This window comes from Mesorhizobium sp. WSM4828, assembly GCF_055811175.1.
Genome location: NZ_JBVVQK010000020.1, coordinates 66,262 through 88,214, shown reverse-complemented (window position 1 = coordinate 88,214; position 21,953 = coordinate 66,262). Strand labels below are relative to the sequence as shown.

Here is a 21,953-nt window from a genome sequence, read left to right as displayed (position 1 = left end):
CTGGACTCAGGTGCGATTTACAGGTTGAGGCGCAGGTCCATCCCTGCAGATTCGCGCTGCATGGGCCGGAATTTTTCCGCAGTGGTTTGACTGGGCATTATCGCAGTGGGACCTGCCTGCGACCTACCACTCTATTGCTGGCCGAGTGGTCATCAGCCAGAAAATCCCGAATACCGCAGCGAAGGCGGGGAAGCCGAACGCGAACCACAGCCAGAAGAGCCGATGATAGCGCAGCGGCAACGACGCGCCTGCAGCGGCGGCTTGAGATGCCAGCTTGCGCATTTTATGGCACCGCTGGCGACCAGCCCTTTTCCTGTGAAGAATGGCCACATCCCGATTGTCCTGACCTAAAAGCTCCTCTTCACAAGGGAACCAAGGTCCGGGATCTACCCGGCCGTAAGCAGAATGAGAACATGGACGGGGCCGTCCTGAAGGGCCGCTGAGTTCCAGCCGATCCCGGCAAGCCGGTAATCCCCGCCTCCAGGCACAAAGTACAGTGGAAGCAGTTGACTAAGTAACCTGCACGAGGCTGGTTCCGGCCGCGGAGCTTTGCTCCTCATGTCGAGCTGCCGTTTCTCAAAACACTCGTTTTGAAAAAGAGCTGGCCGGCAAGCCGCAACCAGAGGCGGCGCCTCATTGCGCTGGCTCGTAGGCGAGGCCGCCTGCATTGCGGACCGCATTGACGAGCACCCAAAATCGAGCCCCAATCGGATTACATCATTTGTTTCGGGATTCACATGAACCGATTTCTCTTTGTAATGGCTGACTTTCTGTCCCGGCCGCCCGGCTTTTATCTGATCATCGTGGCCATGATAGCCTGCACTGCGATGGTCCCTTTCGGCCTAACAAACGTAATCACCTATGCGCTTTCAGTAGCTGCGATTGTGATTACCGGCGTTGTTCTGATCCAGGGTTATCGCGACACTGCTGCCATCCATGCCAAGCTCGATGAAATTATCGTTGCATTGAAGGAAACGAGGAACAATGTCGTCGGGCTGGAGCACGCCGAGCCTGAGGAAATTAAGGCCCATTTGGCGCGGCTCGAAATTGGAAGCGGCGGCGGCCGATCGAGAAACTAAGCACGGGGGAGTCTCTGATGCGTGAGCGCTGCTCAAAAGCCATCATGCGCAAGCTGAGTCCGGCCCGAGGCGGTCGCTCAAGGTCCGGCCAGCGGCGGCCAAGCCCGACAGATGCGCAGCAGCGCTAAGCTTATAAGCGAAGGGTGGCTAATCTAACGCATGCGCACTGCGGTAGTCGGCAAGAAAACTGGCCGTTGCAAAACCGGGATGGACGCGAGCCGGTTCGCCGGACTTGCAGCTAGGGGGAGCTCGAGGACTGGAGGACTGCCCGGGTCGGAATCATTGCGGCCTGTCGTATTCCGTGGGAGTGCATCTTTTCGCGGAGGTGGCGGAAGCACTTCCAAGCTAGGCAGGTCTCCCCGATTTGACCGCGCTATGTGGAAGCACACCGCCGTCGACCGCTGCCGCATTCCCGAGGGAAGGTCGACGCCGCGGAAGGCGTCGGCATAGCGATGCCGGCGAAGCCTACTTGCGGTCCAAATGGCGAGAGCGGTATGAGCTCACACCATGTCTCTAACAACCGCGTCGAATGTTGTAAGGCCTGCGCTCGGACGCCCTTGCGTAAAAAGTCCCTGTTCGATTGCGGCCGCCTTGAAGGCATCGATCGCAGCTTGTTGATTGCAATGACCGGCCAAGCACTCCTTGATCATTCGGACGGCTTCGAGCCGCCGCGGCTTGCCCGTGTATGGCCATGGTTGTTCAAGCGCTCTCGCAGCGTCGGATATTGATGCAACCACCATCGGCTTGCAATTCAGGTAAATCGTAATCGGAATGAACGCCGGCATTTTCTCGCTCGCCAGGATTGAACGGGGCTAAACGCGAAGAGAGGGCGGAGGTTGCATGCCCCTCCACAAAGTCAAAATACGAGATGCGAGACGTCGCCGTCCAAGGGCGAGGGGTAGGCGTTTCGTCGGTGCGAGCCGTTGAAGCACGCGTTGGCACAAACCTAGGCCGGCGGGGTCAAAGCCTTTGAACGGCGCAACGTCCATGAGCCCCGCATCAGCGCCAGCCTGAGCGCGGCTGAGAGTCGATTTAGTGTTTCCTGCGAAATTTGAGTCAACGGGGCGTACGATTAGCGAGCCACCTTTACGGGTGAGCATGAGCCGGCCGGCCAATCCTGATTCCGCATGCCAGTGGCAAGATGTTTCCCGCGTTCCCACTAACCGCTCGAAACTGATAGTCCTTTACAGTTCGCTTACAAGCGACGTCTCGACGGCGGCCAACGGCGCTTCCAACCTCCAGGTGATTCCATGCGGGCCGTATTGGAGATTTCCTGTCCCTCCGACTGCCTCGGGAGCAACTCGCTTCAGCACCACGGTTCCAAAGCCGCCCTGTCCGACGGTCTGGACATGAGGACCATCAGTTTCGGCCCAGGCGAGGTTGAAGAGTCTCGAGGGACCGGAACCCGTGGTGTTCCAGGTGACGGAAATTTGGCCCTCGTCCCCTGAAAGCACACCATATTTGGCCGAATTGGTCGCGAGTTCGTAAAAGGCAATGCCGAGATATTGGACTGCATTTGGGCTAAGCATGATGGATGGTCCGGACATCGAAATTCGCTCCTCATTGCCGAAGGATTTCGCCTGCGATAACAGGAGTTCGAAAACAGTGACGCCTTTCCAGTCGCCCATCACGAGCAGATCGTGCGAGCGCGACAGGGCCATGATCCGCTCGCGGACCTCTCGTTCGAAGTCGGCGGGGGTTTGGGCCCGCTTGTTAGTCTCGCGGATCATCGAAAGGATGACCGAATACTGGTTCTTGACGCGATGGTTGACCTCACGCATCAGCATGCGAATGCGATGCTCGTTTTCCCTCGCCGACGTGATGTCCCGGGCAATATTCGATGCACCGACGATCTGCCCAGTCGCATTGCGCACAGGTGAAACCGTAAGCGAGACCGGAACCAGGCTGCCGTCCTTACGCTGACGAATGGTTTCGTACGTTTCGACCCGCTCGCCGCGACGAATGCATTCTAGGATGCGGGGCTCCTCGTCCTGGTGAGCGGCCGGGATCAGCATGGTCACCGCCCTGCCTATCGCTTCTTCGGCAGTGTAGCCGAACAGCCGTTCGGCGCCATGGTTCCAGCTCTTGATTACGGTGTTCAGATCCTTGCTGACGATGGCGTCGAACGAGGATTCCACAATGGCTGACAAATGGAACCTGGCCTCTTCAGCACGGTGGCGCTCGGTAAGGTCGAGCAGCATGTTGACGGCGCCGATCAGATTGCCGTCCTCATCCCGTATCGGAGTTGGAAAGGGCAGGAACGGAAAAAACGACCCGTCCGGACGCTGCGCTATGGCCTGCTGATTGCGGACCGGCCGGTTTTCCTTGAGCGCAATCGCCATTGGGCACTCGTCGTGGGGCATTCGTTGCCATCGGAAGTGAACAGCTTGAACGTCACGCACCATTTGTCGTTGCCGATTTCTGGCTCCGTGCCGGCTAGTTCGGCGGCAGCGCGGTTGTAGGAGGTGATAGTGCCGTGCTGATCGGTGGTATAGATCGCAACCGGAAGGCCGTCGAGAATCTGGTGATAGGTGCTGTCCTGCCGCCTTAGCTCCGTGCGTGGCCGCTCGAGGTCGGTGACATCGACAGTGAAGCATCTGGTGTTGACCAGCTTGCCGTCTTGCTGGCCGCACGACGTGATTTCCACCTGCTTGATCGACCCGTCACGGGCTCTCAATCGCGCCGGATATCGCGCGACCTTCTCGCCACGAGCGAGGCGCGCCAGAATATCCTCGATCACCTCTCCGTCGGGATAGAATTCGGCAATGTGGCGGCCGATATACTGCCGTGCAAGATAACCGACAAGGTCCAGCTCTGCCTTGTTGGCATGAAGGATGATGCCGTCTGCACTCATCAGGCGGAGCGCTATGGAGCCGTTCTCGAAAAAATCTTGATAATCGAAGTGCCGAAGTCCCTTCTCGGTTGTTTCCGGGAGCTTGAAGGCGACAACGTTCGCCTGCGGTACTTCATTCATCCCCAAACCCATCGTTGCCTAGTCGGCCGTAATGCGGCGAGTGGAAATTGGTTCCAAGAATCCTCCCAACAATTCCGCCTTCGCCGCGGCCGATGGCTACCAGCTATGAACTCGGTTTTGCTGGGCAGAATCATAAGGCGTGACGGGAGCCGCTCACACGTCGGAACGCTAAAATTCTGGATCCTCGCTGCTATCGCGCTCGCATGCTTCGGCGCCGACAGCGCCCCACAGGATGAGCACGTCCATCCCGCTATGCGACCTTCGTCCCCTCTCTCCAACCGTCGATTGGTAGACGGATCTCAGATGATGAGCCTAAGTCTAGGCAATGGTTAGTGCGCACCTCGCAAACCCGACCCCCAAGCCCCAGCTTGGTGAAACAGCCTTCGATCAGTCCCGCCATGCTTCATCTGTCGGCGGGCTTTTTATTCCACTAGCGGGAACAACCGAGCCACCCGAAGGTTCGGTGCTGGCAGCAAGTTCACTCCTTATGGCTGCAGGATCGGTGAAGCCGGTCGAGGCCCGCGTCTTTCGTCCCTCCGAGGACGCGGGCCTTACTACAGAGGTTCCGTCACAGACCGACGCCGATCGATGAGTAACGGATGATCACCTCGTCCTGACGAAAACGTCGCTCAAGGTCCGCACGGCGCGTTCGCCAGGCTCGCAGATCAATCTCCTCTGTCATCACCTCGAAGATGACGATTACATCATTGCTGCACTGGCCGCCCTGCCGCCACAGCCCTTCGGCAGGTGCCTGCAAAAAGGCCGTGACGCCGGCGAACTGCTGGGCCAGTTCTTCCTTGAGCCGGGCGAATTCCTGTTTGGGGAACGGTCTGCCGGAATTGTCCGCGCGAGGTAGCAGGATTTGAAAAAGATACATGATGAAACTCAATGATCACGAACGGTTGCCGTGCCTCTTCGTTCCTCATGCTTTGCTTTCGGCGTCGGCGCCGGGCGCCGTGCGCTTGGTGTCACCGTGGGCCGTGTTCGCCCTGAAATCAATGCTCGGCGTCGCCATTTGCAAGATAGTTGTGCATGTCCGTTGCAGCGACCGCTGCGTGGCCGAATGCTACGGCAAGCTGATTGATCTCGTTGACCACATCTCCGGCTGCATAAAGTCCACGGACTGCGGTGCGCTGGCGCGAATCCACGACCAGATTACCCACTTTGTCACAGCATGCACCAAGGTCGACTGCAAGCTGCGAGCGGATGGTCGAGCCCATCGCAGGGTAGATGGTCTCAAACGAGAGCGTACCGCCGTCGATGAGTTCCACCACCGCCTCCCGGCCCGGGGCGCAAACGGAATTGGGTCTGCATAGGCCGATCTTGATCCCGGCCCTCTTGAGTTTGGTACGCTCTTGCGGGGAGGGCTCGGATGGATCGGTAATCAGCACGGTCAGATCCTGAGTGAAAGTGCGCATGAACAACGCCTTTTTTATCGCGTGTTCGGCCGGTCCGATGACGGCCACCCGTTTATCGATTGCTTCATAGCCGTCGCAGATCGGGCACAATCGCAAGACGCCAGCTTGGATCATGTCGGTAGCGCTCGGAAGAGCTGGGAGAATGTCAACAACGCCGGTTGCAAGGAGCACCGAGCGGGCACGAATGGGAGATGAAGCGGCCGCCAAAAATCCAGCCTTCGTTTTGCGAATGGATACGATCCTGTCGCGGACCAAGCTTGCGCCGTATCGAGGAGCCTGCAGTTCGAGGCGGTCAAGCAGCTCAGGGCCGGTGATGCCGTCTGGGAAGCCTGGGCAGTTGCGCGTCAAGGGAATCCACTTTGCACGGCTTTCATCTGCGTCGACGACGATTACTCGCCTGCGAAATCTTCCAAGGTAAGTCGCAGCCGTTAGGCCGGCTGGCCCGCCACCTACGATCAGGCAGTCGAAGCTTCCTTCATGCCTGTTCGTGTCCCGGTTGGCCATTCAGAAATCCTGAATCACAAGGCTGGATCGCGAGGGCACAGCCGAACCCCGTTGAAGGAACGCGGAGCAGGCCATTTGGTTACAAATGTGGAGCTCCCAATTCGCCGGACAGTTCAGCTACGGAGATGATGAGCTGCCAAGGGGAAGCCACCTTCAGCGCGGAATGGGGATGGAGACCGACAGAATAGGGTCGACAAAGGGCTAGGGAGTAGGCGTCCGCGGCAGAGGCAGGATGGAGCAGGCGGGCTTTTCCCTCACTTGGGCTGGTCCACCGTAACCGGCCGCCAAAGACGGCGGCAGGTGCTGTAGCGAGTTCTTCAATCAGCTCCAATATCCGCCAACAAGAATGCTGCGTAGCCAGTGTTTGCCCATCACCATTTTGCCGGACTTCCGCAGCCTCGCGACCAGAGCGGATTTACACCATTGCGGTCGATTCGCCGGTGCTCGCCAACCCTCGACAATTGTTCTATGCTCTTGTCGGCACGGCATGGTCGTGGTTGCGACACGGAAGTCTGTTGTCCTGTGGGGGTTCCATGTTCGAAGTCGTCGGAGACTGGTGGAAAACGGGCTCGAGAAGCTGCTTCGCCCTAAACACCCTTGGCTTAATCGTTGTCCTATCGGTGCTGTTGTTACCTGGGCTGGAAAGCGCCAATGCACAGACGAACTGGACACTCGACCCGACGGCCTCCGTGCTCACCTACCAGTCGGTCAAGAAGAATACGATCGTCGAAACCAACAAGATCAGGAACATAGCCGGCACTCTTTCTTCGACGGGTGAGGCCAAGATCACCTTTGATCTTAACTCCGTCGATACGGGTGTCGACCTTCGCAATGTCCGCATGCGGTTCCTTTTCTTTGAGACATTCAAGTATCCGTCCGCCGAACTGACCGCAAAAGTGGACCCTGCCGCATTTGCAGACCTCGCGACCAAGCGAAGGGTGAAGGCAGTGCTGCCATTTCGCCTCAACCTGCACGGGGTCGACAAGGATCTCGAGGCCAATGTCGTAGTGACCATGATCAGCGACAGCATGGTCTCCGTCGCTTCCGAGGCGCCTGTTGCCGTGCATGTCGAGGACTTCGGACTGCTGCCGAATGTCGAAAAACTGCAGCAGGCCGCGAATGTGACGAACATTGTTCCGACCGCTTCGGTATCGTTCGATTTCGTGTTCAACGCCAACGGCAGCAAGCCCGCGGCCGTGCAGACAGTCGCGGCAAGCACTGCCGACGTCGGACCCGTCGCCACCGATGCCGCGAAAGCGAACTTCAGCGACGAGGAGTGTCTCAACCGGTTCGCGGTGCTCTCCCGCACTGGGGCCATCTATTTTCGGTCGGCGAGCGCGCGGCTCGACAACCAAAGCCGCCCGCTGCTGGCGGAGGTGGTTGGCGTAGTCGGCAAGTGCCCCGGCCTGAAGGTAGAGGTTTCCGGCCATACCGATTCCGATGGTCCGCCTGCCGCCAACAAGCTGCTGTCGGAACGCAGGGCCCAGGCCGTTGCCGATGCCATCATTGCCGCGGGTATTGCACGAACGCAGATCACGGCAAGCGGGTATGGCGAGGAGCGGCCCGTTGCGGCTAACGATACGCCGAAGAACAAGGCGCTCAACCGGCGGATCGAGTTTTCCGCCACCAAGCTCGTCAACTGAGGAAGGACCAATTGTTCCGGTGGGGCTTCGATCTGATTGCCTGTTTCGGCAGGGCCCTGCGCGCGATCGGGCTGGTGACGCTCTCGCTATTATTGACATTGACGGCAGCCAGTGCGGAACGCCGTGTTGCTTTGGTCCTTGGCAACTCCCAGTACCAGCATGCGCCGGCGCTGACCAACCCGGTCCGCGACGCGCAGGCTGTTGCCGACCGCCTCGCGAAGTTGGACTTCGAAGTCGTATCTGGTTTTGATCTGACCAAATTGCAGACCCAAACGACGATTGCGCAGTTCGCAAAGCAGGTTCGCGGCGCCGACATTGCCCTTTTCTTTTACGCCGGCCATGGTTTGCAGGTTTCAGGCAGCAACTACCTGCTTCCGGTCGATGCCGCATTGGAAGACGAGACCTCGCTTGATTTCGAGGCGGTGCCTGTCGAGTTCGTTTTGCGGCAAATGTCGCGCGAGACCAGCATAAGACTGATTTTCCTCGACGCCTGTCGCGACAATCCCCTGGCCGAAGTGTTGGCAAAAGCAGCCGGGGTCAAGGGAGCGAGAAGCGGGCTAGCCGAAATTCCGATCGAGAATGGCGGCGCGGGCACGCTGGTCGCGTTTTCCACCAGTCCCAATCAGGTCGCCTATGACGGATCGAGCGAACATTCGCCGTTCACGTCCGCGTTGCTTGCCCATATCGGGTCTTCGAATGTCTCCATCACCGACGCGATGAACATGGTCACCGCCGACGTCTTCAAAGCAACCGCCGGCAAGCAGCGCCCATGGATCAATGTCTCGCTGACCACCGATGTCGTTTTGCACAGAGTCGATCTCAATGCGCCGTTGATCGTCGGCGAAGCGACCGCGCCCCGACAAACGGAAGGCCGCTCGGATGGGCGCACCGCCACCGCAAATTCGTCGGGCGACGATGAGGCACAGCTTGCGCTTAATGTCCTGCGTCAGAAAATCCCGAAACTGGCTTCGGATGATCCGATCTTTTTCGACCGACCTGTCGATTTTGGAGATCCAAAGATCGACGGCAAGAGTATCGCCGAGCTGATCACGGGCAAGCCTCTCTTCACTCCCGTGGAAGGGCTCGACAAATCGGTATGGCAGGGCAAGCACTGCAATGGCTGCCACGAGTGGAATGAGGTACGGCTGTGCGAGCAGGCGAAGAATTTCGCCGCCAACGATGTCTCCGTGCTGCGCCTGCAACATCCGCTCGGCACGCGCTTCAAGGTCGCGCTGGCCAAGTGGGCGCAAGGCGGCTGCAAGTAAGATCTGGACCTTCGGTTCGAAAATTCCCCGTCAAACAGGCGATGGGCCAATCCCCGCCTAGACATTCGTCGTGTGCGGAAATCAGGAAATGGCCGATCGAGCGATCGAGAGCCACGGATGAGCTCCACAACAGCGTGTCGGCGCGCACCATCATGATCGAGATGGACAACATTCCTTTCTGCACGAAGCGTACCTATCCGGCGGGCCCCGCCTTGTCGATGAGGTGAGCGACCGGTCTTAAGTGTGTTCTTAAGGGCGCACTTAGGAGCGGTCGATGGGGCAGATCACGGTGTTTTCCGGGCCGGAGCGGCGTCGATACTGGAGCGACGAGGAGAAGTGGGCACGGGCCTTACTTCGTGTGCCGACCCATTGCGGAAGTTCAACATCAACCGCGAGCAATCGGCCTTCATGTTCTCCATTGTATGGCTTAGACTCGCCGCATGGGACTATTGACTTTCAGCATCAACGTCACCCTGGACGGCTGCGTCGACCACCAGGAGGGAATTGCCGACGACGAGACGCACGCCTTCTTCACGCGCCTTATGGATGAGGGCGGAGCAATGCTGTGGGGTCGCGTCACCTACGAGATGATGGAGAGCTACTGGCCGGCAGTCGCCCGCGGCGACGAGGAGGCGCCGCCGGCGATACACGAGTGGGCGGTCAAGCTGGAGGCCAAGCCGAAGTACGTAGTGTCATCGACGCGAAAGGCCTTCCCGTGGACCAACAGCCACCACATCGGGGGCGAACTGCGCACGGGCGTGCAGAGGCTCAAGGACGCGACCCCGGCCGGCGTGCTCCTCGGTAGCGGCAAGCTCGCGACCGAGCTGGACCGGCTGGATCTAATCGACGAGTACAAGCTACTCGTGCACCCCAGGATCGCGGGCCACGGCCCGACCCTCTACCAGAGCGGGCTGCCCAGCACGCGACGGCTCGAGCTGATCTCCGCCAAGCCGCTCCGCAGCGGCGCGGTCGCCATGCATTACCGGCGCGCGCGCTGACCCAGCGCAGCCTCTCCGCACCCAACTCGCGGGCCTGCGGGTCAATAGGAAGCCTTCTCGCCGCTGCTTCTGCCATGGGAGCTCGGTTGATCAGGCTAGGCCTTGTGAGCAATGGCGGCTTCCCACCCCGCCCGGAACTTCGTCCTGTCCGCTAACGTGACACAGGCGCCGCGGTGCTCACCGGATGGGGTACCACGAACCCTTCTAAGAGGCTTATATGTAGCGGATGTTGAAGGACGCGCTACGCTCGACGGTCTGCACCGAAAGTGCCCGCGCCATACCCGCTCGCGGAACTGGAACGAGGGCTGGTGCTCGAGCTATGCGCGGGAGAGCTACCGGCGGTGTTCGAAGCTCGGGAGCCTGGGGCGTCGCGGCGGGGTTGCAAATCGACAGATCGGCTTGAGGTGACGAATGCCCACCATCGCAATCTTCAGCTTAAACGCCCTTAACGATGCCGGCTACGGCGCCCCCGCCGGCAACAATTGCCCTTCCGTGGAAGACTTCTGAGCGAGCCGGATGAGAATAGCGGCGAACCCAAAGGCTCCCCAACGCAACGTACCCCGACTACGCGCGTTCTAGTGAATGGGAGGGCGCCATAGCCGATCTGACGGGGGTGGCCTGATGACAAATCGGAGCAACAGGGATGGCAAAGTTTAAAGAAGCCCTTGAGCGCGGGAAGGAAGCTCGCCGTCAGCAGGAGGAGCCCGTCGGCGGCGCGGAGATGGGGAAGCGAGATGCCCCCATGGCGGACTTCAGCGAGCAAGCAAAGGCTTGGCTAAACGACGTCGTGATTGCATCGCTGGAGGCGGCCAAGGCTGACGTGGCAGGCGAGGTGGCTGTCGACATAGACGCCGCGCCACGCCGGCAGGTCAAAGCTTTAACCCCGTCGATTCGTTTCCAGATCTACAGGAAGCGGGAATTGGAGAAGGCGCTTAGAAGAACCTTTATGGTCAACGTTAAGGTGAGCGGGGCGGTGTCCGTACTTCGCCGGGGATGGTGACCAAAGATGTGGGAAACATAGGGGATAGGTCCGACCTACGGGTCCGCACCTTAATAGCCGAACTGATCGAGGACACTGCCAAGGGTATATAGCAAGGCTGTGCCCACCGGCGAAATGTGAAGGGATACAAGCTGGTCACCACGCGAGCGAGTTATCCGATCACCGGCTCAAAGAATTTCTGCCAGACCTTCGATTCAACACGAAATCGTCCGTTGATCTCTCCCAAGTTCCCGGCAAGATGCCTCAGGGCATCGAGGGGTCGGCTATCATGGATACTGCGCCGGGAGGCATTACGCCTGAAGCTATTGCCGCAGCCGTTAAGGCCGCGTCGGACGGCAACGTGGTGTCCCTTAGAACGGCCGTAGCGGCACTCCGTGCCCTGTGCCCACACGCAGAGGAGACGGACCTCGAACTATGTGAAATTCTGATGGATCTGGCGACACATGGTGGAAGGGCCGTCCTGCTCGACACCAAAGGATAGCTAGGGAACAAATCGGATCATCGGGAGGTTCGGACCTACTCGCATGGAGGGCCGGCCATGGTTGAGTCCGACGAAAAGAAACAGAAGGTTATCGCCGATCTCATGCGACGGTGGATCACGTCAGAAGCCATCCGCGACTACCTTCGCAAGGCGCTAAATCTTCCGGTAGAAGAGGGGCTTCCGGATGAGCACAAGTCTTTGCTTGATGAAATTGATCGGGTCGACAAAGAGCGACCTGGTCTCCTCCGGTCTTCGTCAGAGCGGTAAGCACCCAGTCTAACGTTACCACGTCTGCAACGCACAGGCAGCAGCAAGGAACTCATTGAAGTGGACCAATCGTGGCCTCCAGTGGGACCTCGTGGTGCGCTTTTGCGTCATTCATGCCTGATCCCAAGAAGGAGGGGCTCTGCGCTCATTCGATCAGAACGGGGGCTGATGTGACCAACTCCGCTCAGAATTTCTACCAAGAATTGTTTCGCTGTGTTGGAACGCTTTGGGAATGAGCGAGTTTCGCCTCGATATGTTACTTTCGGCACAAAGTGTGGGTCTAGCTGATGCCGCCACCGCGAAGAGCACGGACAGCCTTCGGACGATTGATCAGTTCAGAAGGCAATCGTCAGGTTTTGCGCAAGCGGCCAGGGTTGGAAGTCGATCAAGAAATGCCGGAGCACTTTGCCGCGTTGCTAGTGGCGCTTGACCAGCGAGAGCAGGAACTGGCTGACGAGCCTTCCGTACGGTTTAATACATCGAATTAATTTCAAATGTGCCCGTCATGGCAACGCTGCCCAGAGAACACCAAGCTCGCGGCGAGCAGGGACAGCAACATTGCTAGACCTCATCTCCCAGGGCTGAGACTGGTGGCCCGCAAAATCCACCTGACGCCGCCCTCACCACGCAGAGGAAGAGGCGGAAAACGGTAGCTAACCGGCGGATGAGAATTCGATCAACCGTCATCTCTGAGCTCCACCCTCGGCCCTGTGCAGGTCCAGCCAATCCCGAGTCCTTTGGACTCTCGCGCCAGGCAGTTGTTCCCTCTCGCCTTCAGCCCTGACAGAAAATATGCGAGGCTAGTATGCGTCGGCTGATTGGCGCAGCGCCTCGATCTCGGCCATCTGTAAGCCCATTTCGACAAAGGCCGATAGAACGGCAAAACGGTCCGCGAGTGCAACACGCGCGAGCCCTGCCAGAACTCCGGCATTGACGGCATGAGCGGCAGGCAACGGCTGTAAGGCCGGAGGCACTGCTGTGCGGCCGGCGGATCCGCCAGTCCCAAGGCCATTGCTACGCCGTACCGCGGCCAACGCGATCCAGGCGCCCGGGGTTGTAGGCGGCACTGCCGCAGCCTGGCCCAGCGCGGCGCGATTGTGGGCGCTGCCCGGTTCGCTGACCCAGTTGCTGACGAGTGCGAGTAATCTTTGATCGGTTTCATCGAGCAGCTCGCCCAAATGCCCAAGGCATTCATGAGCCCACCAGACCGCAGCCCGATCCGGCAGCAGGTAGGCACAAAACGTGATTGCCTCTTCGGGAACGCGCCCGGCGAGGAGGCCGCGGCAAAACTCGATCGGACGCTGTTCGGTTGGAAGGGTTCGCATGTCCCGGGCAGCCGCAGGACAAGCCATGAAAAGATCTCGTGCCGTTTTGAATCGGAGCCCGTTGGCCATGACGCCACGCTTTCATCGAGAACCTGTCGGCACTCAAGCCCGCAGCGCGGCGCGGGTCAAGTCTCAACTTGCGGCGGGGTGATGACCGGTGACACAGCCGCGGCTCGGTATTTCCCGCAGACAATTGCTTCGGAATTTGGTATGTTCAGGGTTGGTTAATATCGGATGCTCAACAGGAGTAACCGCGATGCGGTGGGCCAGTTCACCCTTGGTGTTGGCGGTCATGGTTTTCTCGACCCATGTTTACGCCGACCCCGTCCAGAAATCAGAAGATATCGTGAAGTTTTTTGCCGGCGCGGCCGATCTTGGCAAGACGCGTGGAATTTGTGTCGGCACCGAGGAGCAGTGCAAGAGCAGGACCAAGGCAAAAGACGGACCCGCCGACAAATCCAGTCTCGACATGCTGATCAATTTCGGACTCGATTCGGCCGAACTCGACGCGACCGCGCGCGCCGAGCTTGCGGAGTTTGCCAAGGCCCTGAAGGACAACCGGCTGAGCAGTTTCCACTTCGTCGTCGAAGGCTACACCGACGCATCCGGACCGGCAAACTACAATGAGCGGCTCTCCCAGCGACGGGCGCAATCTGTGACGTCCTTCCTGACATCAAGCGGCATTGAAGCTGCCCGCATTAACCCGATCGGCCTGGGCGAAGCGCATCCGCGCAGCCCCAACCCGTACGATGCTGTCAATCGCCGTGTGGAAATGCGCATAAAGACCGAGTAGGGAACGCTGGCGCATGCCGCCGGAAACTGCGCGGCAGTTTCGAACCACAGCGGCATTGCGGGGGCAGGGCAGTCGTTTCAACGCCTGCACTCAGTCCTGCAGCACGCCGCCCACCATACCGGCCGTAGTGCAGCATCTTGGTCGGGAAATCGCCAGTCGGTCTGCGTCTTTCGAAGCCGCTGCGACTTGCCGACGCCATGCCCTGGTTCAAAGCGCATTCTGAACGGAACTCAGCATCGCCGTGATCACCTGTTTGTACTTTGCGAACTCAGGTGATGTCTGTCGGACCTCAGTGGTGGTCGTCGTCTGCTGGTTCGCCGCGGTCGTGGCTGGGCTAAGCTTTCGACCCATCTTCCTTTCGGCCCAGTCCACGACATAGCTGGCGGTCTTGCCGGTGAGAAAGGGATTGGCCTGAATGACGGCTGATCCGAGCACGGCGCTCAGTTGCGCCGAACCCGACGCCGACAGCACCTGATGCGCGCCCTCCATGCCGAGGAAATGGCACAGATAGAGCCGACCGGCTGTGATCTGATGGCCGCGCGCCCGAAGATAGGCTTCGCCCTCTCGCGCCAGATTGCGAACCATCTCGCGCGAGATCGTGGCGTCATAGCGCAGCGCAAGCAGGTCGGCGGTTGAGAGCGTGCGTGCCAGTTCAGGGCGGTATGTATTCATCATCCGGATCCAGGTTTTGGTGATGAACTGGCCGGCGCCGGTCGCCGAAGAATTCGGGTTCTTGGCACGGGCACTGCCGCCACTTTCGACATGGACGATGCGATCGGTTAGCGTTTCCACGGCGGAAAGATCCGACGCGACCGCGGTAACTGTGCCCAGCGGGTCGATCGCCGCGCCATTCTGGTAGAGTTCGAAATGCAGGTGTGGTCCGGTCGAAAGTCCGGTGGTGCCGATGTAACCGATGATGTCGCCTGCCTTCACCTTGGTGCCGACACCGCCCACGATTGCAAATTTCTGCATATGCGCATAGCGCGTCTCGCGCCCGCTTCCGTGCGAAATCTTGACCAGATTGCCGTAGCCGCCCCCATCGCCCTGGAAGCTGATTTCGCCATCGAAGGCGGCTGCGATCGGCGTGCCAACCGGCGCCGCCCAGTCGACGCCCTTGTGGATGCGAACGGTGCCTAGAATTGGATGTTTGCGGGGCCCGAAGGTCGAGGTCAAGACCCCGTTGACCGGTGTGACCATGCCGTTGGTGACCGTCAGCGATCGGACCTGATCGTCGCCTGTCACGCATGCAAACTGGCCATCGCCCTGCTGGAAGACGAAACAGTCGAGGCTTTTTGTCGTGCCCTGGACACCAACATACAGTACGCGCCCGGCGCCTTCGTCCTTGCCGCGCGGCGTCTGCGAATAGATCAGCACAAGACGCTGGTCCTCGCTTGCGAAGGCGTCCAGATCCTGTCCTCTCGACAGATACATTATGGCTTCGCCGATCACGCCGGTTGGAACGCTGTTGCGTGCCGCGGTCGAATAGATCGCGTCGAGCAGGCGATACTGCCTTTTGCGGGCGCCTTCCGCCGGCGCGCCCGAGTAGTTGAACAGATCTTCACGTACCCAAGGATCGACGCCCGATACGAACACGCCCGCGGCATTGCGCGTCAGCGTACCGACAAAGACGTTCTTGGCGTAGATCGACACCTGCATGAGGGACATCGTTGTCGTCTGACGGTTCGGCCGGTATCCACGCATGGCCACGACATAGCCCGGTTCCAGGCCGCCTCGGCCGAAGAGCGCCTTCAGCGCCTCGCCTGCCTGCTTGGCGTCGTCGGCGGAGAAATGTGCATCGAGCGCAACGCTATCCAGACTGCGATCATTGAGGATCTTCACAAACGTGTCTTCCGTCGCCTCAAACCGCTGATATTCGTTCGTGACAGTTGCGAGGCTGGTGTTGTTTTCGATCTGGGTCTTGTGGAACGCGGGAAGAGCTGCGTCGCCTGCATCGATTGTTTCGCCCCAGCCGGCCTCCGGGTCGTCGGCTTCGGCCAATTGATCGGCCGCAGGCGCGGGCTCATCCGGGGCAGGAAATGGCTGAAGATTGTTCTGCAGATCGCTAGAGGCTGCGGGAGCCGTCTTTCGTTGCGCCTGGAAAAATGCAAAATCCTCCTGCGTCGACGGTATGGTCGTCATGAATTTCTCGCTGGCGCTGAGCATGACGTCGGACAAAATCTCGATCTGTGGCGAAACCCCTGCTTGGTCGAGTTCGGCCGGACGCGGAACAACGCGGCCTTTCGTTGCAGCGCCGGAATCGGGTGCGAGCGTGATCCACATCGGGTCCCCCGCCAGGCCGATAATGGCAGGTACATAAACAGAGGCATCAGCCGGCACATCGTCGGCTCCTTCGACCGCATGCAGCTCCTCGTCTTCGTCGCCAAACGACCAATAGTCTGCGGTGAGGTAGAAGCCGGCGGCAATCGAACACAGGAAAACCGTGGCGAAGCCGGCAAGAAGCCTGCGCCAAAATGTGCGCCGGCGAAGGGCAGCGCGTGCTTGCTTCTTCTCCTTGAAGCTGGTGTCGATAGCGTGCGTCACGGACTGCTTCCGGTCAGGAAAAACGTCCAGCGCACCTGTTCAAGCGTATCGACTTCAACAAATCGCGCGGCAATATGGCCGCGCTGCCAGCATTCGTCGATGCCGCGTATCGAGAAACGTCGCCGCTCAATGCACATTTCGGTCGATCCAGTCAGGATGGCGTGGCCGAAAACATCAGTGGCGTAGAGGTAGATGTAGCGGTTCGTCAGTTCCTCGCGGATGACGTTCACGCACTGATTTGCGCCGATGGTCCACCAGCCATCGGTCTGGTCGGCATTGTCGACCTCCTGGCCGACGGCGAGGTTGACGACGTCGAGCGTCTGATTGCACACCGTGAATTCGGCGCGCGCTTCGTTGCATGAGAGCACGGCCAGCAACGCGGCGGCCAAAACGACCGCAAGCCTCATCCGGCCCCTCGAGGCAAGCAAGGTTCGAAGCCGACCACACTGCTTTAAGGGCAGGTCGGAAGACGAGCGGGGCAAACGCGAGCTACGGAGTTCCATCGGACGCCCATGCTACCCGCCGAGCCGGAAATACTTGGCACTGGCCGAGAACTTGGATCCGTTGGCCTCGATTTCCTCGAGAATTTTGGGTAACAGCCGTGAGGCTGGCACTGGCGTGGAGAACGCAGCCGCCTGGATATCCTGAGGCCCGGTAATCACCATGATGATCTGCGGCACGGCCTTGCCTGCAGCCCTGTCGGCGGCGCCGAGACCGATCGGGATGCTGAAGGTAGCCTTGTCCGATTGCACGACCATGCGGTCGTCGAGGTTGAACATCATGCCTTTGTGGTCGATCAGCAGCACGCTGGAAATGAGCCCGCCACGCGTCACCAACGTACCGCTGATCTGCGTACCGTTCGGCACCGATGTTCGATCGAGAACAAGCTGCGGCTTTTCGCCAGCAGTCTGCCCCAGAAAGCGCAGGAAGTTGGTGACTTCGCACTGGCTCGGCTCAATGAGGCGCACGTTGATGTCCGGCTCAACGTGGAACTTTGCCTGGAAATCAGCCAGCATCTGCTCGAAGGGCTGAACCGCGGTTCCAAATCCTTCGATGGCAGCGGTCTTGTCGGTTATCGAGGTCACTGCGGCGTAGAAACAGTCGCCACCACTGAAGTCGCGAACCCACGAGACGCGCTGCGCTATATCGTCGATTACCGGGGCAACTTCTGGCTTAGGCAGGTTCAGGGCGACCACGGCCTGGTCTGGTTCTCTCACCGCCGGCAGGTCGGCCTGCTGCTCCTTTGCCCTCGTCGCATCCGCCTGGCGTGCAGCCGGCTTGGAAACGGGCGCTGCGGGTATCGCCTTCGCCGGCCGGCTTGCCTGGTGTTTGGCCGGCGGGAGGTCGGCCTGCTCTTCCTTTGCGTTCGTCGCATCTGCCTGGTCTGTAGCCGGTTCGGCCGGTTTCGCCTCTGCCTGCTGGCTTGCCTGCTGTTCAGGCTTTTGGCTCGCCGCGGCGTCTGGTTCGGGCGGCGTCGGAGCTTTTTCGACCGGCGGGAGGGCAGGAGCAAGCTTGGCAGGTGGCGAGGGCGTTTCGGTTGATGGCGTGGCGTTTTCGGCCGGTGGTTGCGCCGCACTTGCTGACGGCGTCGACGTTTCCTCGGGTTTCGGGAGCATCTTGGGCGACGCTGCCGGCGGTGGCGTTCGAGCCGCGGCGGCCTCCGCCTGATTTTCGGCTGGTGCTAACGCGGTCTCCGTTTGCGGCTTTGGGGCTGGAACTTCCTGTGGCGGCTCAGGGGTGTCCGCAACATTGTCCGTCGCCAGCGGCTTCGATGCCTCCGCCTCTGGCGTTGATGCTTCGGGGACAGGCATTGTTGCTTGTGGTGCAGGCTGTAGTGGCTCTGGCGCGGAAAGCGAGGTCTTACTGGCGCTCGGCGCGGTGGGCGTTGTAAAGCCGCTGAAATAAAGGCCCGCAACTGAGGCGAGAGCCAATGTAGCGAAGGCAGAGATTGCGATGGTCCGCGTCTTTGTGGATTTTCCAGGAACAGCGCCCACGACCGCACGTGGCCGCGCGGCGACCGGTGAGGCCCGCGGTTCGGACAACAGCGCTGGCCGGACATGCGGGACAAAGCGCTGCCCGCCCGAGCCTGCCAACGGCGCGTCATGGCCCAAGACGTTGGATGGGGGGGACGGGGCCTTCGGATCGGGCGCAAGCGTTTGCCCCGCTCGTGGCAGACTCGGCCTGTCGCGGTTTGGGGTGAACGTCGGCGGCGTTGTCCCGTCGTCCTCGTCACGCGTCATCCTGGCGATTTCCGCCATGCTCACCGGGCGGTCTCGCGGATCCGGCTGCAGCATGGCTTCAACGATGCCGCGAAGAGCGTCGTCGATGTCGGACAGGTCGGGCACGGTCCGGCGCTTTTCGATGATCTCGAATTGGGACCCGCTCATGTCGATCGGCTTGCCGCGCAGGGCGGCAACCAGCACCAGCCCCAGGCTGTAGATGTCGGACTGCTCGCTGACATCGCCGCTGTATAGCCCAAGCTGTTCGGGGGAAACGTAGTTGTACTTTCCCGCGAATTTTCCGCCGATCAGGGTCTCACCGCCGACGGTCGCCGATCGCGCGATACCGAAATCGATGATCTTGGCGCGGTCAACCCGCCCGCCTGGCAAGATGATGTTGTCCGGAGAGAGGTCGCGGTGAATTGCTCCCGCTTCATGGACGGCGCTCAGACCTGACGTGAGGCGATGGCAGAGCTTGCGCACCTCTTCAGTCGGCATCGGGCCACGCCGGATGATGTCGTAAAGCGACTGGCCGTCGACAAATTCCATCGCAAGGTAAGGGCGACCGATTCCGGGGTCGATGGTGAAGACGTGATATCTCACGACAGCATCATGCGAGAGGTGATTGAGGATCGACGCTTCCTTGCGGAACAAGGACAAGATCGTCGGGTCGCGGGCAAATTCCGGCAGTACGATCTTGATCGCGACATGGTCGCCGGTCTGGATGTTGTGCCCGCGGTAGACCTCACCCATGCCGCCGAATGCGATCCGCTCGTCAAGTTCGTAGATGCCGCTGAGCTGCGTGCCGACGGCGGTGTTGGCCAGCTGCGGCGATATTCGCGTCTTGTCGTCGGCGCTCATCAGCCTCAACCCTCCGCTCTGGACAGATCAGGGTAAGGTGGGTGTCCATTGCCTTTGTTGGCGAATCTTACCAGCACAATCGTGACATTGTCTGTCCCGCCTCGCTCCAGCACCGCTTTCAGCAGAGCCTCACAGGCCGCCTGAGGTGTCGCAGTCACAACCGTGGCGCCAATCTCGGCATCGGTCAGATGCGTCGTCAGCCCATCGGTGCACAACACAAAGATGTCTCCCGCCATGATTTCGCCTTGCTGGAAATCGATGACGATTTCGTCGCTGACGCCTACCGCATGCGTGATGACATTGCGGCGCGGCCAGGTGAGCGCCTCGGCTGCGCTGATCATGCCGCGGTCGAGAAGTTCCTGAACTTCGGTGTGGTCCTTCGAGATCTGTGAGATCGAGCCGTTGCGGATCAGATAGACCCGGCTGTCGCCCGCCCACAAGCAGGCAAATCGCCCATCCATCGCCAACAGGGCGGCAACGGTGGAGCCGATGGTTATGCCGCGGGACTCGGAGATCCTGCGGATCTCGGCGTTGGCACGGCTCAGCCTGTCCTCGAAGCGTGCACGAAGATCCGGGGCGGAACTGGCAATGCCGATCGTGGCCAGATGATCGACGATGCTGGCTGAAGCAACCTCTCCGGCTTCATGCCCACCCATTCCGTCGGCCACCACCCACAGGCCGGTTCGCGGCTCGACCAGATAGTTGTCTTCATTGTGCTCACGGACACAGCCATTGTGGCTCACGCCGAAGCTTTCAAAGGAAAGGGCGACATCGCTCAACTTGCCACCAAGCGCTTCTCGAAGCGTCCTCTGCAGCGCACTCTCAGGCGCTCGCTGGCGCCACTTTGCCACAGGCTCGAATATTAAAATATCGAAATCTAGCTTTGAGCGCCTGACTGTTGTGGCGGGTCACCACGAGAAGGAGCTCAAGAGATGATTTGAGGGAGCGGCAGCGCTCAGTTGCCGGCTCAACTACGCATGCTGCGATCTTCCCATCTGGCACGGCTTGCCGGTCCCTAAGCGGATCGATAACGGCTATTATCGACCCTCCTGTTTGAAGTGCGTCGGCAATGCGCGCTGGGTGGGCACGCTGCTCACTCGGGTCCTGGAAGAAGTCGGCTCCTAGTAGTGGCATCCAGGTGGTCTTCTGGGGCGCCGATAATGGCGAGATCATATGACGTCTTTCCGCACATTCCGGGGTACTGACCGCTGCTTGGTTGGTTGTGAGATGAGCTGGAACCTCGCCGTGACATCCGGCTGGTTGACGCAGGCAACATCGTTTCTATATATTCCTGATGTCAACCAGTGAGATCAGCATGGCTCGAACAGCGCCAAACACAAATATTATCGGGTCTGATAGTCTGCAGGCAGTGTTTCTTCGACGCGCCACATCGGCGCTTGAGCGCATTGCAGCCACTGCCTCACCAAAGGTTCTCTCCGACGCATTGTCGGCCCCGACCGATGCCGGTTCGCTCGCCCGGCTTCTCAGCCAGTCGGACGTCATCGGGTCAGCCGTCATAGAACTCGATCCACTCGTCCCGGCCCTGGCAAGAAACGTCGAACACCGCAAAATCCTGATTGAGCGTGCGGGCGGCACCCTGTCGGCCGAGGATGCCGGACGGCTGCTCGGCATCTCGCGTCAGGCAGTGGACAAGCGCCGGCGGGCCGGCTCGTTGCTTGCCGTTCGGCAGGGGAGCGACTGGCACTATCCTGCTTGCCAATTTGACGAAACGGATGTGGTCGCCGGCATCGCGGACGTTGTGCGGGCCTACACTTCAGCCGGATCGTGGATGGCGCTGGACTTCTTGCTCGCCCCCGACTCGGTGCTCGGAGGGCGCACGCCACTTGAGGCGTTGAGGGCCGGCGAGGCGGATTCAGTTCTGCGCATTCTACGCAGTGAGGTTGTGGATGGGTTTGCATGATTTCCGTGGATCGGGCCGCGCGCCGCGGTCCACCCGGCCTGGCGCCTCCTCCTCCCGATTGGCTTGACGATATCTCGCTTCCTATTGACAAAATAGAAGCCGGTCAGGTGTTGCACCGTATTCACCGATCTTGGCTCGACCCGATTTTTTTCGGACCGGGACGGGGCGTGCCACCGACGAGCCGTTTTGACAGCGCGGGCGGACGGTTCGGGGTCCTTTATGCCGGGCTGACGCTTCGCGGGGCGTTGGCCGAAACACTGCTACGCAATCCGCAACGCCTCATGGTCGGCATGGCGGATATAGTGGAGCGTTCGGCATCGGGGTTGGTCGCGGACCGGCCCTTGCGGGTTGCGCGCCTGTATGGGCCGGGCCTTCAAACCATGGGCACTGACAATGCGATTTCGACGGGCCCCTATGAGCCTTGCGGCCTTTGGCCTGATGCGCTGTGGGCGCATCGAGATCAGCCGGATGGATTGGCCTACCAATCGCGACACGATTCCAGCGAGATGTGCCTCGCTCTCTTTAAGAGAGCTGACTTTCAACTTCTGCCAAAGGAGACCCGATCCTTATCGAGCATGTTCGATGAAGTTGCAGCAGTGCTCGAGACTTATGGGAAATCCGTTTTGCTGCCCGCCAAGTAGCACGCCTACGGTCCTTCGGACGA

General features: G+C 60.1%; 20 protein-coding genes and 1 pseudogene. 9 read left to right on the top strand and 12 right to left on the bottom strand.

Annotation, left to right across the window (positions count from 1 at the left end; all coding sequences use genetic code 11):
• Positions 1-123: 123 nt before the first annotated feature.
• Positions 124-285: pseudogene (locus tag AC0L2X_RS21825) on the bottom strand (DUF2269 family protein); the annotation flags it as partial.
• A gap of 452 nt (positions 286-737) precedes the next feature.
• On the opposite strand from AC0L2X_RS21825, the gene AC0L2X_RS21820 reads away from it, so the two are divergent.
• Positions 738-1,079 carry a low affinity iron permease family protein gene (locus AC0L2X_RS21820; protein WP_473560816.1) on the top strand — a complete coding sequence of 114 codons (342 nt, stop codon included), beginning with the start codon at positions 738-740 and terminating at the stop codon, positions 1,077-1,079.
• Positions 1,080-1,579: 500 nt separating this feature from the next.
• Here AC0L2X_RS21820 and AC0L2X_RS21815 read toward each other — a convergent pair whose 3' ends face one another.
• From AC0L2X_RS21815 to AC0L2X_RS21795, 5 genes are all read right to left on the bottom strand, one after another.
• Entirely contained in the window at positions 1,580-1,864 is a 285-nt protein-coding gene (locus tag AC0L2X_RS21815) for a DUF982 domain-containing protein (RefSeq protein WP_473600324.1), read from the bottom strand.
• A 399-nt stretch (positions 1,865-2,263) separates the two neighbouring features.
• Positions 2,264-3,484, bottom strand: a complete 1,221-nt coding sequence (locus AC0L2X_RS21810) for a PAS domain S-box protein (protein ID WP_473600323.1) — start codon at positions 3,482-3,484, stop codon at positions 2,264-2,266.
• Positions 3,370-4,053, bottom strand: a complete 684-nt coding sequence (locus AC0L2X_RS21805; protein ID WP_473600322.1) for a PAS domain-containing protein — start codon at positions 4,051-4,053, stop codon at positions 3,370-3,372. Before AC0L2X_RS21805 ends, AC0L2X_RS21810 begins: the two co-directional genes overlap by 115 nt.
• A gap of 568 nt (positions 4,054-4,621) precedes the next feature.
• Positions 4,622-4,930: a hypothetical protein gene (locus AC0L2X_RS21800; RefSeq protein ID WP_473600321.1), complete on the bottom strand. Its 309-nt coding sequence runs from the start codon at positions 4,928-4,930 to the stop codon at positions 4,622-4,624.
• 118 nt (positions 4,931-5,048) lie between these two features.
• On the bottom strand, positions 5,049-5,975 hold the full coding sequence (locus tag AC0L2X_RS21795; protein WP_473560811.1) for an NAD(P)/FAD-dependent oxidoreductase: 927 nt from the start codon (positions 5,973-5,975) through the stop codon (positions 5,049-5,051).
• A 533-nt stretch (positions 5,976-6,508) separates the two neighbouring features.
• On the opposite strand from AC0L2X_RS21795, the gene AC0L2X_RS21790 reads away from it, so the two are divergent.
• From AC0L2X_RS21790 to AC0L2X_RS21770, 5 genes are all read left to right on the top strand, one after another.
• A complete protein-coding gene (locus AC0L2X_RS21790) occupies positions 6,509-7,618 on the top strand; it encodes an OmpA family protein (RefSeq protein WP_473600320.1) in 1,110 nt (369 codons plus the stop codon).
• 11 nt (positions 7,619-7,629) lie between these two features.
• Positions 7,630-8,883: a caspase family protein gene (locus AC0L2X_RS21785; protein WP_473560807.1), complete on the top strand. Its 1,254-nt coding sequence runs from the start codon at positions 7,630-7,632 to the stop codon at positions 8,881-8,883.
• Between the two features lie 440 nt (positions 8,884-9,323).
• Positions 9,324-9,881 (top strand): dihydrofolate reductase family protein, encoded by a 558-nt coding sequence (locus AC0L2X_RS21780; RefSeq protein WP_473560805.1) that lies wholly within the window; start codon positions 9,324-9,326, stop codon positions 9,879-9,881.
• 643 nt (positions 9,882-10,524) lie between these two features.
• A complete protein-coding gene (locus tag AC0L2X_RS21775; RefSeq protein ID WP_473556558.1) occupies positions 10,525-10,881 on the top strand; it encodes a hypothetical protein in 357 nt (118 codons plus the stop codon).
• 538 nt (positions 10,882-11,419) lie between these two features.
• Complete coding sequence (locus tag AC0L2X_RS21770) at positions 11,420-11,629, top strand: hypothetical protein (RefSeq protein ID WP_473560803.1); 210 nt, start codon at positions 11,420-11,422, stop codon at positions 11,627-11,629.
• Positions 11,630-12,429: 800 nt separating this feature from the next.
• Here AC0L2X_RS21770 and AC0L2X_RS21765 read toward each other — a convergent pair.
• Both AC0L2X_RS21765 and AC0L2X_RS21760 read right to left on the bottom strand, forming a co-directional pair.
• On the bottom strand, positions 12,430-13,023 hold the full coding sequence (locus tag AC0L2X_RS21765; protein WP_473560801.1) for a DUF6931 family protein: 594 nt from the start codon (positions 13,021-13,023) through the stop codon (positions 12,430-12,432).
• A 63-nt stretch (positions 13,024-13,086) separates the two neighbouring features.
• Positions 13,087-13,248: a hypothetical protein gene (locus AC0L2X_RS21760; RefSeq protein ID WP_473560798.1), complete on the bottom strand. Its 162-nt coding sequence runs from the start codon at positions 13,246-13,248 to the stop codon at positions 13,087-13,089.
• On the opposite strand from AC0L2X_RS21760, the gene AC0L2X_RS21755 reads away from it, so the two are divergent.
• Positions 13,247-13,747, top strand: a complete 501-nt coding sequence (locus AC0L2X_RS21755) for an OmpA family protein (RefSeq protein ID WP_473560797.1) — start codon at positions 13,247-13,249, stop codon at positions 13,745-13,747. The genes AC0L2X_RS21760 and AC0L2X_RS21755 overlap by 2 nt on opposite strands.
• A 207-nt stretch (positions 13,748-13,954) precedes the next feature.
• Here AC0L2X_RS21755 and AC0L2X_RS21750 read toward each other — a convergent pair whose 3' ends face one another.
• From AC0L2X_RS21750 to AC0L2X_RS21735, 4 genes are all read right to left on the bottom strand, one after another.
• Positions 13,955-16,288: a M23 family metallopeptidase gene (locus AC0L2X_RS21750; RefSeq protein ID WP_473600319.1), complete on the bottom strand. Its 2,334-nt coding sequence runs from the start codon at positions 16,286-16,288 to the stop codon at positions 13,955-13,957.
• Positions 16,285-16,695, bottom strand: coding sequence for a DUF1036 domain-containing protein (locus AC0L2X_RS21745; protein WP_473560795.1), 411 nt, complete (start codon positions 16,693-16,695; stop codon positions 16,285-16,287). The genes AC0L2X_RS21750 and AC0L2X_RS21745 overlap by 4 nt, the downstream gene beginning before the upstream one ends.
• Before the next feature lie 108 nt (positions 16,696-16,803).
• The gene (locus AC0L2X_RS21740; protein ID WP_473600318.1) at positions 16,804-19,368 is read right to left on the bottom strand and encodes a serine/threonine-protein kinase; all 2,565 of its coding nucleotides are present in this window, start codon (positions 19,366-19,368) and stop codon (positions 16,804-16,806) included.
• A 5-nt stretch (positions 19,369-19,373) separates the two neighbouring features.
• Positions 19,374-20,147 carry a PP2C family protein-serine/threonine phosphatase gene (locus AC0L2X_RS21735; RefSeq protein ID WP_473600317.1) on the bottom strand — a complete coding sequence of 258 codons (774 nt, stop codon included), beginning with the start codon at positions 20,145-20,147 and terminating at the stop codon, positions 19,374-19,376.
• Between the two features lie 536 nt (positions 20,148-20,683).
• On the opposite strand from AC0L2X_RS21735, the gene AC0L2X_RS21730 reads away from it, so the two are divergent.
• Positions 20,684-21,289 (top strand): DNA-binding protein, encoded by a 606-nt coding sequence (locus tag AC0L2X_RS21730; protein ID WP_473600316.1) that lies wholly within the window; start codon positions 20,684-20,686, stop codon positions 21,287-21,289.
• 5 nt (positions 21,290-21,294) lie between these two features.
• Positions 21,295-21,930: an RES family NAD+ phosphorylase gene (locus tag AC0L2X_RS21725; protein WP_473600342.1), complete on the top strand. Its 636-nt coding sequence runs from the start codon at positions 21,295-21,297 to the stop codon at positions 21,928-21,930.
• Positions 21,931-21,953: the final 23 nt, after the last annotated feature.